Origin of the sequence: Pontibacillus litoralis JSM 072002 (genome assembly GCF_000775615.1) — a bacterium.
Classification (GTDB): Bacteria; Bacillota; Bacilli; order Bacillales; family BH030062; genus Pontibacillus; species Pontibacillus litoralis.
The window spans coordinates 1-15,966 of record NZ_AVPG01000029.1 but is presented as its reverse complement, the minus strand read 5'-3'; the positions used below and the strand labels follow the sequence as shown (position 1 = coordinate 15,966).

Genomic DNA, 15,966 nt, shown 5'->3' with positions numbered 1-15,966 from the left:
AAGCATATTTATATTTCTTCACCATATTCACAAGGGGTTAAACAAAAGGCAATCAATAGTATTAAAGAATTAAGACCACCGATAATCTCATAATCATAGATATCCTTAACGTACACTAAGTACAAGCTTTTATCTATTTTTATTCTTTAATTATGTAGCTTTGAATATAGTGTGATTAAAAATGCCTTGGAAACTTGCAATTTGATGTAAACAAAGAAATTTGAAAAAATTAGTTGCTTGTCAGACTTTTTTTTCCTTATTCAATTTTCGATATAAAGCTGCCCTTGAGACATTTGTAATTTCACAAATTTTTTTTACGGTCATGTTGCCCTCCTTATAAAGTTGAACAGCATAATTCATTCCTGCATGGTTTCCATGATACTTTTTTACTCTTCCTATATATTTACCTTCCTGTTTAGCTAAATCAATTCCTTCACGTTGTCGCATACGGATTAAGTCTCTTTCTAACTGGTTCACACCAGCCATTACCGTTATTAAGAATTGGCTATACGGATTATCTTCAGCTAAATCCAGCCAAGTGTCCTTAATGGATTTTAAATTTGCTTTCTTATTTCGAATTTTAATTCGAAGAAGATTGTCTCGGCTGATTCTTTAAGACCCTTAAAGCTTTCTTAACGTTGTTAGAAATGAGGTTAGCGCCCTTGGAATATGCTTAACGTTGTAAATCCGCATTTTCCTGACGCTACCCCTATTAGAACATCCATTCTTCCATAATGATTAAACGTCGCTTGAATAGATTGTTGAATATCGTCTTCTTTTGTTACATCACATGTAAAACTAATGCAATCATATCCCTTCTCATTTAAATCCTTAACCACTTCATGTACGTTTTCATTCACATCACTGAAAGCAATTTTTGCTCCTTGTTTGGCAAATTCCACACCAATTTCATACCCTATTCCACTTGCAGCACCCGTAATAAAGACTACTTTATTCGCGACCATCTAAAGCCTCCTCTACGTTATGAAGAAAACGTTTACAAAAGTAGATATTACTCCCTTCACTACATGTATAATGCAATTTCTATGCCAATTATAACTTCATGGTATCATTAAAAAACAGCATTTTATAAATAAGGATTTCTAGATAATGGCTATGTTGATAAGCGATTGTTTATCACGATACAAACTGGATGCATAAAAATAACCCTATTCCATTTATCGGAATAGGGTTATATAAATGTCAGCATCGATTATTTTGCTATAGCTACTTGTTTTTTAAGCCAATCTTTCCCTTCAACAATACGCGTTACGAGCATGGCGCACACTGTGTTTCCTGTTGAATTTAACAATGTAGCTGGCGCATCAATAATTGTACTAATAACTGCAATAATCGGTAACACCTCTGGCGGGAAACCAAACACGCTCAAGATAAGCATCTCGCCAATCATACCACCACCTGGTATAGCACCCATAACAGCACCTACAAGAAAGGATACAGCAATAATAGCGGCAATACTGGACAAACTCGTCATATCTTTGCCAAATAAAGCAAACAAGAAGACGATTTTAACTACGCCGCCAAATACAGATCCATCTTTGTGTGTATTGGCTCCAAGCGGAATAATAGTTTCAGCAATATCCTTTGGAACCCCCATCTTATTAACAGCATTTAAATTAGCCGGAATACTTGCAGCACTTGAACAAGTCGCTAATGCTGTCACAGAAGGTTCGGCCGCATTTCGCCAAAATACCTTCACACCATTTCTACCACCTGCAATAAAGGCGTACAAAGTAAAGAAGCCAAAATAATAAATAACCGTTATTAACATGTACAAGGCAAACGTTCTAGCATACCCACTTAATAACTGTGGGCCTAAATCACCAATAATAGCGGCAAAATAACACCCTAAACCTATAGGGGCATAATACATAATAATAGAAACCATCTTCATCATTACTGCAGAGCCAGATGATAAGAAGTTGGCCATCGGTTTTCCTTTTTCTTTAGCCAAAGCTGTTGCTAAACCAAACAAAATAGAAAATACGATTAATTGCAACATATTACTTTTTGAAAGCATTAAAGAAAAATCAGGAACCGTAAAAGTATTAACTAATTGACCTAACAACGTTACATCCTCTACGTCCGGCTGTTCCTCTACTTGATATGCTTCCATCGAATCTTTAATCATATCAACATTTTCTTCCCCAATAGGATTAAAGATTGTGACTCCTACCATGCCAACGACAGCTGATAAAAGGGCAGTTACAAGGAATACAACGAAAATGCTACCCATAATTTTACCTAAACGCTTCATGCCGTCCATTGATGCAATGGCTGATGCAATACTAAAGAAGACGAGCGGAACGATTATCATAAACATTAAATTTAAGAATAGATCCCCGAACGGTTTAACGACCGCTGCATCCGGACCAAATACAACACCAGCAGTACCACCGATGATAATAGCTAATAATAATGATAATGTAAATCGATAGTTCTTCACAAACTTTTTCACAAACTCTCCAGCCTTTCTACAAAAATAATAACAACTCTATTATCATAGTATGATTAATAGAAAAAGAAAAGAGTTTAATGGAATTAACGAAGCAGTTTGTGACGATAAGACGTTTCATCATATAGGGCGTACATGATGTGAGATCTGTTTAATAGCAAGCTGAAATGCTAAATTTACAACTCTTTGGCAACATTCCATTACAAAAGGAACATGAGACACGATTACGATTGTTTTTCCATCGTGATTTAACTGAGATAAAATATCCCAAAACTATATTTCTGTAGGTTTGATCCAAAGATCCAGTTGACTCATCTGCAAGGATAAAATCACAAACCTTAATTATTAGTCTTGATAAGGCAAGTCGCTGTTGCTCCCCTCCGGATAAATGATATGTGCAGAGGACACTAAAATCGGGGAGAATGTAGCCGTTTGATCTCGAACTGTATCATTTACTACAATGCTAGTATTACGTTAAAACGAATTTCCCTCGTTTCATGGCAGCATATCACTCTCTACAATCGTTACAAATTTAATAAATATCCTGAGCCCGTTAATATGGGTGCTATCATACAGGGATTGTCTCAATTTTATGATTGAGTAGTTAAGGAGAGCACCATCCCATCATCTCAAAAACCGCTTTCACTTTAATGTAATAAAGTGCCCTTCTTACATAGATGATCACTTAAGAATTATTTGGAACATCTTATTCCACTTCCTTTTCGAAGGGACGTGCAAAAATACCCTAATTCATAATTTATCCTTTACACTATTACACTAACATGCTAAAATGCTTTTAATCATATTATAAAAAAGTATTGATGAAGACAGATTCAAAGAATTGTTTTTCAGAGAGTCGATGGTTGCTGTGAATCGACAAACAAGCTTGAATTGAGCACTTCTGAACTGGTATCTGAATGGTTAGTAGGAATACCCGGTGCCACGCCGTTATCGTTTGAAGGTTATTTATTTTTTAGTAGATAACAAATATAGGGTGGTACCGCGTATTTAAGCGCCCCTTGCTTTCATAGCAAGGGGCGCTTTTTGAGTTTTATAACTATATAGGAGGAGATAAATATGTTAGTAAATCAAACGTTTTTAAGAGCGCCTGGGCCTACTCCCATTCCCCAACAAGTAAGCCATGCCATGAACGAACCTATGATAGGTCATCGTAGTAGTTCATTTGCTCAACTTTTTGCGGATACGAGTGAAAGGTTAAAACCTATTTTCGGTACACAACAACCTATTTTTATTGTGACAGCGAGTGGTACAGGTGGACTTGAAGTAGCTGTTGATAACGTGACAGGAGCGGGAGATGAAGTACTTGTTGTAGTTGCAGGAGCTTTCGGTGACAGGTTTGCAGCTATATGTGAGAAACACGATTTAGTAACACATCGATTAAATGTTGCTTGGGGAGAGGCTGTATGCCCAAACGAATTAAAGCAAGCTTTGCAATCATATCCTCATGTAAAGGCAGTACTATTGACATTTAACGAAACATCGACTGGTGTGATCCAACCGATTCAGCAATTAACGGCAGTTGTTCGAGAACATACGGATGCATTAACGCTCGTAGACGGAGTCAGTTGCATTGGTGGAGTTGCAGCTAAAATGGATGAATGGGACATTGATATTCTCGTTACTGGTTCACAAAAAGCGATGATGCTTCCGCCAGGGTTAGCGCTAATCTCTGCAAGTAAACGAGCTTGGGCAATAATCGAAAAAACAAAAGCTTCTTCTTTTTATTTTGATTTAAAAGCGTATTACAAACAATGGGAAAACGCGATGACACCGTACACTCCTGCTGTTTCTCTTATTAAAGGTTTGCAAGCTGTTTGCGAAATGATGGAGGAGGAAACATTAGATCAAGTATTTAAACGACATGAATTAATGAAAGAAATGACGCGAGCTGCTATGAAAGCATTACACCTCCCTCTTTTAACCAATGATGAAGTAGCCTCCCCTACTGTTACGGCAGTAAAAGCTGTAGAAGGGTTAAATGTGGACACATTTCGCAGTCACGTAAATAAGCAATATGGTTTAACGTTAGCTGGGGGTCAGAAACAATTAAAAGGAAAAATCTTTCGTATTGGTCATATGGGGTATTGCTCACCTGTAGATATATTAACGACGGTTTCGATTATAGAAATGGGATTATTAGATTGTGGATTAACAATTCAATTAGGTGCTGGTGTTAAAGCAGCTCAGGAGGTATATCGAAATGACATATCAAATACTTGTAAGTGATCCAGTTAGTGCAGAAGGATTGCAACCACTTTTGAATCAAGACAATATTCAAGTCGATTATATGAACGAGTTTACTAATGTGACAGTTCAAGACGTCATTAATCGTTACGATGCACTCATTGTTCGTAGCCAAACGACTGTTACAAAGGAGCTATTAGAAGCGGGCACCAACCTTAAAGTCATTGGTCGGGCTGGTGTTGGAGTCGATAATATTGATTTAGAAGCAGCTACAGAGCAAGGAATCATTGTCGTGAATGCACCTGATGGTAATACGATTTCCACTGCGGAGCATACGTTTGCAATGATGATGGCCTTAGCGAGACACATTCCGCAAGCCTATCAAACGCTCATGAATGGAAAATGGGATCGTAAATCCTTTAAAGGTGTGGAACTACATCGTAAAACGCTTGGTATCATTGGCATGGGGCGTATCGGTAGTGAAGTTGCCCGTAGAGCCAAGGCGTGTCGCATGACTATTATTGCATATGATCCTTTTTTAACGGAGGAGCGTGCGGATAAATTAGGAATAACGAAAGGCTCTTTAGAAGACATTTATGCCACTTCAGATTTTATAACGGTGCACACGCCATTGACGAAAGAAACGAAGCATATGATCGATGACAATGCATTTACTAAAATGAAACAAGGGGTTCGTATTTTAAACTGTGCTCGGGGTGGCATCATTGAGGAAGGAGCTCTATTACGTGCAATCGAGTCAGGCATTGTTGCTGGCGCTGCATTAGACGTTTTTGAAAAAGAACCGGCGATGGATCACCCATTGCTCGACCGACCAGAGGTAATCGCAACGCCACATCTTGGCGCATCGACAGAAGAAGCCCAAACACTTGTGGCGCAAGACGTTAGTGAAGAAATAATAGCAATCTTAAACGGTGAAAGCTTTAAAAATGCAGTGAATATGCCTACCATTTCTTCTGAAGTAAGAAGAGCCTTGCAACCCTATTATTTACTTGGAGAGAAACTAGGTGAAATGGCCATTCAACTCGTGACAGAAGCACCAATGAAAGTGACCGTTACGTATGGCGGTGAGTTGTCTGATTTTGATACTGCTTCTTTAACGCGGCGGATTATGAAGGGACTATTAAGCTATCATTTAGGAGATAAAGTTAATATTGTCAATACATTTCATATGGCAAAGACATATAATTTAACATACTCTGTTGAACACGCCACCTCTTCACTAGGTTTTAAAAATTTAATAACCGTAACAATTGAAACGCAGCAAGGAAAGCGTAGCATCTCTGGAACAATGCTTGCAGGATACGGTCCAAGAATTATTAAAATTGATGACTACTCCATTGATATGGCTCCAGAAGATCACTTGCTATACATTCAGCACAACGACATTCCAGGTATGATTGGGCTGGTTGGTACAACATTAGGCAAGCATCAAGTAAACATTGCTACAATGCAAGTAGGTCGAAAACAAGAAGGCGGCGAAGCCATCATGATGCTATCCATTGATTCATTATTTAATCAAGACGCATTTCGTGACCTAGAACAAATAAATCACATTCATAGTGTGAAGGAAATTCGACTGTAACAAAAATGAGCCCTTCATTGCATACGAGGGCTCATTTCTTTTTCCACAGAATCACAACGGTTGTGAAAAAGACAATTAATATCGTTATAATAAAAAAACCCATAAAAATTTCCAACACATTCAACCCCTAATAGTTAACTATATATGTAATTTCGCAATATGAAACGCATTGACGGTAAATAATTGCTTTATTTCTCCTCGTTTTATTTTATGCTCCATTTCCTGAAAAGAAAAGCGAACAACATCTAACTCTTCGTTTTCATCTAAATGTTGACCTGTAACTAAATGAGCGTTTTGGATTAAGTAGCTATGTATATAATTGTTTTGCTCCGCTGGATTCACAGCAAAAGTACCTAGTTTGATCGCAGATTCATTACTTGTGTATCCTGTTTCTTCTAACGCTTCTCGCATTGCAGCTTGTTCGAAGCTTTCCCCGTCATCAACAATGCCACCAGGAAGTTCGTAACAGAAATCTTGCACCCCATGACGGTATTGCTTTACTAAAATTATATCTAAATCAGGTGTTATTACGACAGTATTCACCCAATCGCGATATTCTTTTACATAATAGGCGTCTATGACATTCCCGTTTGGCAATTGACAGGCATCTTTTCTAATATTCCCATATGGACTTTTTACTATATAGTCGCTTTGTAACGTTTTCCATCGTCGCATAATCACTCGCCCTTTTATATAAATGAAGGTGCTCGCTACAGTTAAGCAAGCACCTTTAACGTATTTAAATAGCTTTCACTTACATAGCCATCCACTTAGGAGGAGTATTTTTATCCCAGTAAATATCTCCAATTGGATGATGCTCTAGAAAGTTATCCTCTCGCATATGATAATGGAAGTTAAACCAATATCCTTCACCAGGGCGTTTATCCCTTCTTACGTGAAAACGAGCCATTTCTTCATTTGTTCGTTTGTTGTATAAATGAAACATCTTCTCCCCATACCCAGCAGAAGGTTGTTCTGTAATTTCATAATAAGGAATGGAAGCTTCATTTTCCGTCTTGATAAGTTGCTTTACTACGACCTCAATACTTGGAAGAATCAAAGCGGTCATATCATCTTCGAGCTTGTCCATAATTCTTGGCCCCATTTTTGTAACTGTTTGTTCTTTTGCCTTCTCCGTTAAGTCTTGAATATATGCGTCGGTCGATCGTACGTGAACCACTTCTTCGCTAGACGGTGGTATATTATCAAAAACAGTAGTATGTGTAGTGCCACTCTGTATATCATCAATTCCCTTATTCGATGAAGATGGCTCCTTGTCTTCAGCCGCACTAGTATCGATGGAATAAGGCGGAATATATAGTCCTAATGTTAAAATAGTTACTAACGTTACAAAGCTTTTGATCAGCCAACGTTTCATGCCAATATCTCCCTTGATTATTACTCTATTTTCTATTTTAACATAGGATTGGTTATTTTGTATTCCTATTAATGAAACTTAATAAAACGATTACATTGTAATAAAATTATAATTTTTCGCTTCAACGACGGAATAGTTCTTTTTTTAACAAACTTTTAATCCATTTGTTCGGATATTCAGATGAACGAAACTTAAGAAATTGCTTCACTTAAAATTTAGTGCGCTTGATTGTTTCTTATTGCATCTTTGTAACGTTTATAATAGGCGGGAACATTATTTAATAATAGTAATTCTGTATATAAATAACTCTTCATATTAAAATTGTTAAAGTCTATATTCGTAAGTTCTACCATTTGTTTAATGCGATAATTCAGTGTATTGGGATGAATATATAGTTCATTAGCCGTTTGTTTTGCCTTTCCGTTATTGGCAAGATATACTTCTAACGTTTTAAGCAAATCTGTTTGACCTTCAGCATCTTTGACAATTAACTTTAAGAGATCTTCACTAAAATAATCTTCAGAACTATTTTTTTCATATAATGTTGCTAAATACCGATACACACCTAATTGGGAAAATTCTCTCGGCATCGCATCAGGGCGAGGCGTTAAAAAATTGGCCGTCTCTATTACTTCTAATGCCTCTAAAAAACTTTTTCTGACATGATATAATGTATCGTATTCTTTACCTAAACCGATCATAAAGGAGTAAAAATCATCGTTGTTTAAAGCGTCTTTCACATTATCGATTGTCTGTCTCGCCAAATAAGTGGCAGAGTCTCTTTCTTCTTTCAAGCCGTGAACAATTAAAACGACTTGAAATTCTGTTTTTAACATTTGAATTTTAGATCGAGAAGGTAATTGATTGATTGTCTCTTCTACGTAATCAAGTAAGCTTTTCTGCTGAAGATTGACTAAGGAAAATACCAAAATGGCAAAACGCTCTGGTAATGGTAATTTTGCTAATGCTGCATCTTGTTTAAACTGTTTCTCCGCACTATATTCCTGGTGAATTAATTCCCAAAGTAGTTCATCTTTTCTTCCTTCTGATGCACTCCATTTATTGTACGTATCATAAATTAACTTACCTACATGGGCTGACACTTCTTCTAACAAAGAGATTTCGTCTTGTTCTAATGGCTTATCTGCTTCTTGTACCCAAATGTAGCCCATTGTATGGTTAAGGTGTCTAGCAGCTACTACGATACGTTGGTGAAATCCAAGCTCTTCCATCGCTTCTATGCGAATCGGCTTTGTTTTGTTCTCGAGTTTATGCACTATACCCTCTTTTTTTAAGCGGTCGATAATAAAAACAGGACACTTTTTGGATAAAATTGTTTTCTGCTGCGTTTGATCAAATTCATCAACAGACGAACTATACGAAATCAATTCAAAATTTTTATTTTCAATAATAATAGGTTTATGCAACGTTGAACTTATTAACTCTGTTATTTTATGTATATCTTCTATTTGAAGTATTTGCTTTTTAACCTCCACATCACATTCCCTTTCTTTTATACCAAGCATGGCGCTCTTTAATATAATGTACTATTTATTATATCGGTTTCCAAGCAAAAGAAAAAGGAACAAAATAAAAAGAACCCCTCTCTTATAAGAAGGGCCCTCGTTATCGTTACTATTTTTATAACATTTCTGAAATTGTTTTAGCTTGCATGTGTAGTGCAAGGTAATCTGGTCCGCCTGCTTTAGAGTCCGTACCAGACATTTTAAATCCGCCAAATGGTTGGTAGCCAACAATAGCACCGGTACAGTTGCGGTTAAAGTATAAGTTACCAACATGGAAGTCACGCGCTGCTTTCTCGATGTTCTGACGGTCTTCAGAAATTACAGCACCAGTCAAGCCATATTCTGTGTTATTTGCTACTTCAATAGCTTCATCGAAATCTTTTACTTTAGTGAAGCAAACAACTGGGCCGAAGATTTCTTCCTGTTGCATACGAGAAGTAGGCGCAAGATCAGCAAAGATGGTTGGTTGAATGAAGTAACCAGTTGAATCATCACCAGTACCACCTACTACAAGACGGCCCTCTTCTTTTCCGATTTCCATGTAGCTCATAATTTTATCAAATGCTGCTTGATCTACTACAGGTCCCATGTAAATGTTGGATTCCGTTGCATTACCTACTGTTAGTTCCTTCGTAAGCTTTGCTACACGATCTAGCACTTCATCATAAATATCTTCGTGAACTACTGCACGTGATCCGGAAGAACATTTTTGACCAGAGAATCCGAATGCAGAAACAACGATTGCGTTTACTGCAGTTTCAATGTCTGCAGATTTATCAACTACAACGGTATCCTTTCCACCCATTTCTGCAATAACACGCTTAAGGTGGTTTTGGCCTGGTTGTAATTTAGCTGCACGTTCCATAATACGTACACCTACATCACGAGAACCAGTGAAAGAAATTAAAGCCGTTTTAGGATGATCAACTAAGTAATCTCCTACTTCTTTCCCACTTCCAGGTACGAAGTTAAGCACCCCTTTTGGAAGACCTGATTCTTCCAGCACTTCAACAAATTTAGCTGCTGTAACCGGACTGTTACTTGCTGGCTTCATCACAACAGTGTTACCAGTAACTAATGGAGCAACTGTCGTACCTGCCATAATTGCAAGTGCTAAGTTCCAAGGTGGAATAACAACGGCTACACCACAAGGAGTGTATACGTAGCAGTTCATTTCACCTTCGCGACTTTCCACATGCTTGCCTTTATCTACTTCAATTGCTTGACGAGCATAATACTCTAAGAAGTCTATTGCTTCAGCAGTATCAGCATCCGCTTCCTTCCAAGGCTTCCCTACTTCATAAGAAAGTAGCGCAGAGAATTCATGTTTTCTACGACGGATTTTCGCTGCTGCACGGAAAAGGATTCCAGCGCGTGCTTCTGCAGACCATTTTCTCCAATCTTCGAAAGCGTCAGAAGCAGCTTGCATCGCTTGCTCAGCAATTTCCTGAGTGGCTTTAGAAACAGTTCCTACTACTTCATCTGTCTTCGCTGGGTTAGTAGAAACAATCTTATCATCTGTTTTAATACGCTCACCGTTTACAATTAAATCATACTCTTGGTTTAGGTAGCTTTTAACTTTTTCTAAACCTGCTTCATATGCTTTCTTGTTCTCCTCAATTGAGAAATCCGTGAATGGTTCGTGTTTGTATGGTGTGTACATGGAACATTCTCCCTTCTATAGTTAAAAAACAAAATATTTATTTTTTAAATACGCCTTTTAATGCAAACGCAACATTGGCTGGCCTTTCCGCTAGACGGCGCATAAAGTAGCCATACCAGTCATCACCATATGGTAAATAGACACGGACTTTATACCCTTCTTTCACTAAGTCAAGTTGCGTTTGATTGCGCATTCCATAAAGCATCTGAAATTCAAATTGATCTGTTTGGATATTGTTTTCTTTAGCAAATTGCTTTGTAAAATCTATCATGGCATCATCATGACTTGCTATTGCAGTATAATGACCATTTAATAGATTCTTTTTAATGATGTGCTTTAAATTATTATCCACATCGGGCTTGTCTGTAAATGCAACATCACTTGGTTCCTTATATGCACCTTTTACAAGTCTAAGGTAAGGGTTATAGGTGTTTAGATCATCGATATCTTGATCTGTACGATACAAGTAAGATTGAATAACAGTTCCTACATTGTCATACTTTTCCTTAAGAGATTTATAGATATCTAACGTTTTCTCCGTTCTCGTAGAGTCTTCCATATCAATGGTAACGACAACATTGCATTTCTTGGCTTCTTCCATAATCATAATCATGTTATCCCATACAAGGTCATGACGAATGTCTAAGCCTAATGAAGTAAGCTTTAGTGATACTTCTGAATTTAACTGATGCTGATGAATATGTCGAATAGTTTCCACACACTCATGCGCTCTTTCTTTGGCTACCTCTTCAGAATTCACAAACTCACCTAAGTGATCGACAGTTAAGTGCAGTCCTTGCTCATTTAATTGCTTAATGAGTGGGATTGCCTCTTCAAACGTTTCTCCACCAACAATTTGACTAGCACCAAACTTTGGCCCCCATCTCTTTGCGAGACGATCTAGTGTTTTGTTATTAGACAAATAAAGAAAAAAGTTTTTGCTTAGTGCTTGCAAGGTGATCACTCCCTTATTAATGACTATATGGTATCTCTTCTACAAAGGGATAACCTAGGTGTCTAACAATTTGTTTCGTTATGAATAGTATAACTATTTTAACGACTCGAACGCAACGTGGACAAACCACAATTATCATGTCGATTTTTGTGGTGTTCACACAATTCGTGTAAGCGCAACCAATACTGCCATAACAAAAACCAAGGCTGCCCTTGGTTTTATGTTCATTCGAATCGTATATTAGCTATGTCTATAACATTATCTATAATGTAGTCTGCCCCCATTTCCTCAAAAGATGGGCGTGCTTTCTTACCAGAGAGTCCTGTTAACACAGCTACAAATGTAACTCCCATTGTTTGCGCTGCTAAACCGTCTGCTACCGAATCCCCCACAATAACAATTTCTTCACCAACTAACGGTAGAGATTGATTTAACACCTTTTCTACAGGCTGATCATTACCTAACCATGCAAGCACATACGTATATGGCTGTGGCTTTGCGAGTGGTGCTTGATCAGGACATTGTTGTTCGGCTACTAACACATCAGATGCAGTTGCAATTCGCTTTTCATCAATAAAGGGAAGCAACCCTAATGCACGTAGAGGCTCCATTGTTTCTAACTTTGGTCTCCCTGTCCCAATACCAACACGAAATCCTTGATTGTTTAACTGTTCGAATAGGTGTTGAATCTTATTTACATCAGCTAGAGGTTGTTCAAACTGCATAAACCCCTCTTTACCTGGTTGCTTCGTTGGCTTGCCTGTTGAAGCCTCCACCATATCATCACCAACATACCATTCTTGAAACGTCTCTCGGCACAACTCCCAAAGTGAACTATTACGAGCAAACACATCGGTTTCTACACCTAGCTTTTCATATGCAATGCGATTTAAGTATGGAAGCATTTCTCCTTTTGTCGCATTCCCTTTCTGAAAATCGTCAACAAATGAGGTGAGCTGTAATTCTATCACTTTGTTCTGAAGCTTTTGATTGAGTTGAAGCAATGCTCGCTGATTGATATCTGCTTGCAAAAAGCTTTGTACAAACGCACCTTCTTCCTCCATTATTTGTTCTAATAAGACGATTATTTGGTATGCACTCGTTAAATAAACCATATCCCAGTTTGCATTAATGCCTCTCGCTTTAATAAAAGAAAGAACACGATCATCATCAAAATAAGTAGAACGTATTTCCTTAATTTCTTCCATTGTTACATTCGTCTTAAAAATGTCTGGACGTATTCCTATGTATTGATCACTATGAAGAAGTTCCCAAACGGTTAAAGCAGAAGAATCAAAATACCTTTCTTCACTTAATAAAACTCCATCCACATCAAAAAGAATTGTCTTTGTCAATTTCGTCACCTCATCCTTTATTCTTTAACCTCCATTTTAGCAAGATAAAGTGATGATGGATAGTGTGAATTAAGAAGTTAAAGGATGCTATATAGAGGTTAATTTTTTTACTCGTCTTTCGTTATACTTCTTTATACATAAGGAACGCGTTTTTGTAATTGGAACAAAAAAAGGTCAATATATGTATAACATCTATCCTATTACCCAAAATAAAAGGAAACCAACCTCGGAGGATGATGTTTATGCCACAAAGCGATGTGTACCGTCCGTTAGTTAGAGATGGAGTGATGAATACAATCATTGGCAGTTCAAACGTTTATATCGATGCAGCCGAAGCTGTTATGGAAGCGATGCATTTTGCTCATGTATATAATGACGATATGTATAATGGAGAAATTTCTTGGACCGATGTACAATTAATGCAACATACAAGAGAACAACTACGAATATTATCTGGAACAATCAATCGTCCAGGAGCCGAACCATTTTATATTGAAATAGAGAAACTACCATCAAAAGAGTCATTAACAATTGCGAATAAATCACAAGTAACAGACGAATTCCGACAGCAGAATACGGAGATTGCGATTCATTTTCGAAATGTACTAGAAGATAGTGATCAAACTCAAGATATTTTCTTTCATTAAAAAGATGTATTGATAAGATGGTATTTGTTTATTATTTTTTAATGTTCGGAGTTGCTACTAAGTAACAATATGATGGAATACAAGAAAAAATATCCTGGTCAAAAAAAAGAGAACCAGGATATTTTTTCTTATTGCATTAAAGTGTTCTTTCTTTTATCAATTGTTTTACATCGTTCATAAAATGCTCCAGTTCTATATTATATGAATCCTTCTCTCCATACCTCCTTACATTAATTGTCTCATTTTCTACCTCATGATCGCCTATCACTATCATGTATGGAATCTTTTTCTTTTGGGCTTGCCTTATTTTATAGCCGAGCTTTTCATCTCTTATATCGCCTTCTACTCGAATGCCTTCTTGTTTTAAGCGATGAATTATTTGTAAGACAGCTTGTTTGTGTACTAAATTAGATACAGGTAGAACAGCTGCTTGAATTGGTGCTAGCCAAACAGGAAACGCACCTGCAAAATGTTCGATTAAAATCGCTAAAAAACGATCAATAGATCCATAAATTGCACGATGAATTACAACTGGGCGACTGTATTCTCCATGTTCATTCACATAAGATAAGTCGAATTTTTCAGGCATTTGAAAATCAAGTTGAACAGTTCCACATTGGTGTTTTCGCTTTAACGCATCTTCAATATGAATATCAATTTTAGGACCATAAAAAGCACCGTCTCCCTCATTGACTGTATAGGGATAGCCTAAGTCCTCTAACACATTCTGTAATGATTGTTCGGCCTGATTCCATAAGGCATCATCTCCCATCGATTGTTCAGGTCTTGTTGAAAGCTCTATTGTATATGGAAAGCCGAACGTTTGATAGACATGATCTATTAAATGGAGGACGGCTTTTATTTCTTCTTCTATTTGTTGATAGGTAACAAATAAATGAGCGTCATCTTGACAAAACGAACGTACTCTCAAGAGTCCATTTAATGCTCCGCTATATTCATGTCGGTGAACATGGCCAAATTCCGATATTCGAATCGGTAAATCACGATAGGAACGTAATGTATGTTTAAATAGGAGCATATGACCAGGGCAATTCATCGGCTTTAGTGCCAGTTGTTGATTATCTTTGTGAGAGAAATACATATTTTCTTGATAATGATGCCAATGCCCAGACTTCTCCCATAGTCGTTGATTCATCATTGTTGGAGTATGGACTTCTTGATAATGATAGGTATGTTGTAGATGGCGTAAAAAGCTTTCAAGTTCATTTCGAATATGATGGCCGTTTGGTAAGTAAAATGGCATCCCTGGCGCTTCTTCTGAGAACATAAACAATGCTAATTCTTTTCCTAACTTTAGATGATTTCTTGCTTTTGCTTCTTCAATAAAATGAAAATATTCTACTTTTTCTTCTTTAGAAGCAAATGCCACTCCGTATATTCTTTCAAGCATTTGATTGTTACTATCTCCTTGCCAATAAGCACCAGCAATATTCATTAATGCAAATGCCCTTACATCCTTTAGCGATGGTAAAAGCGGTCTATTGACGATATCAGTAAAATTCCCTTGTCTATATATCAATACCTCCTCCGAATTTGCAGCAAAACTTTCTAACCAATCTAGCTTTAACGGATTGGAAGCAAATAAACGAATAGCTTCCTCTTTCGATACTATTTCATGTGTAATTGGACGATTTTCCTGTATGATATGATTCATTTCATTTTCAATCGTTGATAAATCAGCAGATGTAATAGGATAAGCCGCTTTGACATCATAGTAAAACCCATTGTCAGTAATACAACCTTTGCCCAATTGCACTTCTCCATTCAAGCGATGTAGTGCTTGAGCTAATACATAAGCTGCTGTCTCCTTCATCACTTCTAAACCTGTGGAAGATGAAAGGTCATACAGTTCTAAATTAGCATTTTCTTTGACGCACCTTCTCATATCGTATAAATGACCATTAACCTTCCCGACTACTGACTTTTTACGTAGAGTTGGACTAATCGATTCTGCAATATCCAGTAAACGAACCCCACAAGCGTATGGCTTAGCCTCTCCATTGGGGAATGTAATCACTATTTCTTTCTCCATTCCTATCGCTCCTTTTAGACAAAAATATAGACACACGCTCATCCCTGTAAAAGGGACGAGCGTGTGTCTATGCCCGTGGTTCCACCCAATTTCCCATCACAATTG

General features: G+C 37.3%; 14 protein-coding genes, 1 pseudogene and 1 other annotated feature. Of the genes and pseudogenes, 4 read left to right on the top strand and 11 right to left on the bottom strand.

Features of this window, described 5'->3' with window-relative positions:
• Positions 1–240: 240 nt before the first annotated feature.
• The 4 genes from N784_RS16405 to N784_RS17200 all read right to left on the bottom strand — a co-directional run bounded on the left by N784_RS16405 (position 241) and on the right by N784_RS17200 (position 2,900).
• Positions 241–609 (bottom strand): helix-turn-helix domain-containing protein, encoded by a 369-nt coding sequence (locus N784_RS16405; RefSeq protein ID WP_332307856.1) that lies wholly within the window; start codon positions 607–609, stop codon positions 241–243.
• Between the two features lie 44 nt (positions 610–653).
• Positions 654–965 carry an SDR family NAD(P)-dependent oxidoreductase gene (locus tag N784_RS14130; protein ID WP_036835924.1) on the bottom strand — a complete coding sequence of 104 codons (312 nt, stop codon included), beginning with the start codon at positions 963–965 and terminating at the stop codon, positions 654–656.
• 248 nt (positions 966–1,213) lie between these two features.
• Positions 1,214–2,479 carry a dicarboxylate/amino acid:cation symporter gene (locus N784_RS14125; RefSeq protein ID WP_036835922.1) on the bottom strand — a complete coding sequence of 422 codons (1,266 nt, stop codon included), beginning with the start codon at positions 2,477–2,479 and terminating at the stop codon, positions 1,214–1,216.
• A gap of 148 nt (positions 2,480–2,627) precedes the next feature.
• Complete coding sequence (locus N784_RS17200) at positions 2,628–2,900, bottom strand: ATP-binding cassette domain-containing protein (protein WP_156965276.1); 273 nt, start codon at positions 2,898–2,900, stop codon at positions 2,628–2,630.
• Between N784_RS17200 and N784_RS17275 the strand changes: the two are divergent.
• The 3 genes and pseudogenes from N784_RS17275 to serA form a co-directional block, all read left to right on the top strand.
• Positions 2,897–3,076 (top strand): annotated as a pseudogene (locus N784_RS17275) (hypothetical protein); the annotation flags it as partial. The gene N784_RS17200 and the pseudogene N784_RS17275 overlap by 4 nt on opposite strands.
• A 209-nt stretch (positions 3,077–3,285) precedes the next feature.
• Positions 3,286–3,499 (top strand) — a binding site (T-box leader).
• 54 nt (positions 3,500–3,553) lie between these two features.
• Entirely contained in the window at positions 3,554–4,723 is a 1,170-nt protein-coding gene (locus N784_RS14120) for a pyridoxal-phosphate-dependent aminotransferase family protein (protein WP_036835920.1), read from the top strand.
• Positions 4,698–6,284 carry a phosphoglycerate dehydrogenase gene (gene serA, locus N784_RS14115; protein ID WP_036835917.1) on the top strand — a complete coding sequence of 529 codons (1,587 nt, stop codon included), beginning with the start codon at positions 4,698–4,700 and terminating at the stop codon, positions 6,282–6,284. The genes N784_RS14120 and serA overlap by 26 nt, the downstream gene beginning before the upstream one ends.
• A gap of 138 nt (positions 6,285–6,422) precedes the next feature.
• On the opposite strand, the gene N784_RS14110 is transcribed toward serA, so the two are convergent.
• The 6 genes from N784_RS14110 to N784_RS14085 all read right to left on the bottom strand — a co-directional run bounded on the left by N784_RS14110 (position 6,423) and on the right by N784_RS14085 (position 13,161).
• A complete protein-coding gene (locus N784_RS14110; protein WP_036835915.1) occupies positions 6,423–6,959 on the bottom strand; it encodes an NUDIX hydrolase in 537 nt (178 codons plus the stop codon).
• A gap of 79 nt (positions 6,960–7,038) precedes the next feature.
• Positions 7,039–7,662 (bottom strand): YpjP family protein, encoded by a 624-nt coding sequence (locus tag N784_RS14105; protein ID WP_036835913.1) that lies wholly within the window; start codon positions 7,660–7,662, stop codon positions 7,039–7,041.
• A gap of 215 nt (positions 7,663–7,877) precedes the next feature.
• Positions 7,878–9,158 (bottom strand): PucR family transcriptional regulator, encoded by a 1,281-nt coding sequence (locus N784_RS14100; RefSeq protein ID WP_036835912.1) that lies wholly within the window; start codon positions 9,156–9,158, stop codon positions 7,878–7,880.
• A gap of 145 nt (positions 9,159–9,303) precedes the next feature.
• Positions 9,304–10,851 carry an L-glutamate gamma-semialdehyde dehydrogenase gene (gene pruA / locus N784_RS14095; protein WP_036835911.1) on the bottom strand — a complete coding sequence of 516 codons (1,548 nt, stop codon included), beginning with the start codon at positions 10,849–10,851 and terminating at the stop codon, positions 9,304–9,306.
• A gap of 37 nt (positions 10,852–10,888) precedes the next feature.
• Positions 10,889–11,806 (bottom strand): proline dehydrogenase family protein, encoded by a 918-nt coding sequence (locus N784_RS14090; protein ID WP_036835910.1) that lies wholly within the window; start codon positions 11,804–11,806, stop codon positions 10,889–10,891.
• Positions 11,807–12,030: 224 nt separating this feature from the next.
• Positions 12,031–13,161, bottom strand: coding sequence for an HAD family hydrolase (locus N784_RS14085; protein ID WP_036835909.1), 1,131 nt, complete (start codon positions 13,159–13,161; stop codon positions 12,031–12,033).
• A gap of 242 nt (positions 13,162–13,403) precedes the next feature.
• On the opposite strand from N784_RS14085, the gene N784_RS14080 reads away from it, so the two are divergent.
• Entirely contained in the window at positions 13,404–13,808 is a 405-nt protein-coding gene (locus tag N784_RS14080) for a hypothetical protein (protein ID WP_036835907.1), read from the top strand.
• Between the two features lie 136 nt (positions 13,809–13,944).
• Here the strand turns inward: N784_RS14080 and thrS are convergent, their stop codons facing one another.
• Positions 13,945–15,861 (bottom strand): threonine--tRNA ligase, encoded by a 1,917-nt coding sequence (gene thrS / locus N784_RS14075; protein ID WP_036835905.1) that lies wholly within the window; start codon positions 15,859–15,861, stop codon positions 13,945–13,947.
• Positions 15,862–15,966 lie beyond the last annotated feature (105 nt).

Excerpts from the sequence above, each read along its gene's own strand:
- N784_RS14130 (WP_036835924.1), bottom strand. The coding sequence starts at position 965 with ATGGTCGCGAATAAAGTAGTCTTTATTACGGGTGCTGCAAGTGGAATA.
- N784_RS14110 (WP_036835915.1), bottom strand. The coding sequence starts at position 6,959 with ATGCGACGATGGAAAACGTTACAAAGCGACTATATAGTAAAAAGTCCA.
- serA (WP_036835917.1), top strand. The coding sequence starts at position 4,698 with ATGACATATCAAATACTTGTAAGTGATCCAGTTAGTGCAGAAGGATTG.
- pruA (WP_036835911.1), bottom strand. The coding sequence starts at position 10,851 with ATGTACACACCATACAAACACGAACCATTCACGGATTTCTCAATTGAG.
- thrS (WP_036835905.1), bottom strand. The coding sequence starts at position 15,861 with ATGGAGAAAGAAATAGTGATTACATTCCCCAATGGAGAGGCTAAGCCA.
- N784_RS14080 (WP_036835907.1), top strand. The coding sequence starts at position 13,404 with ATGCCACAAAGCGATGTGTACCGTCCGTTAGTTAGAGATGGAGTGATG.
- N784_RS14105 (WP_036835913.1), bottom strand. The coding sequence starts at position 7,662 with ATGAAACGTTGGCTGATCAAAAGCTTTGTAACGTTAGTAACTATTTTA.
- N784_RS14120 (WP_036835920.1), top strand. The coding sequence starts at position 3,554 with ATGTTAGTAAATCAAACGTTTTTAAGAGCGCCTGGGCCTACTCCCATT.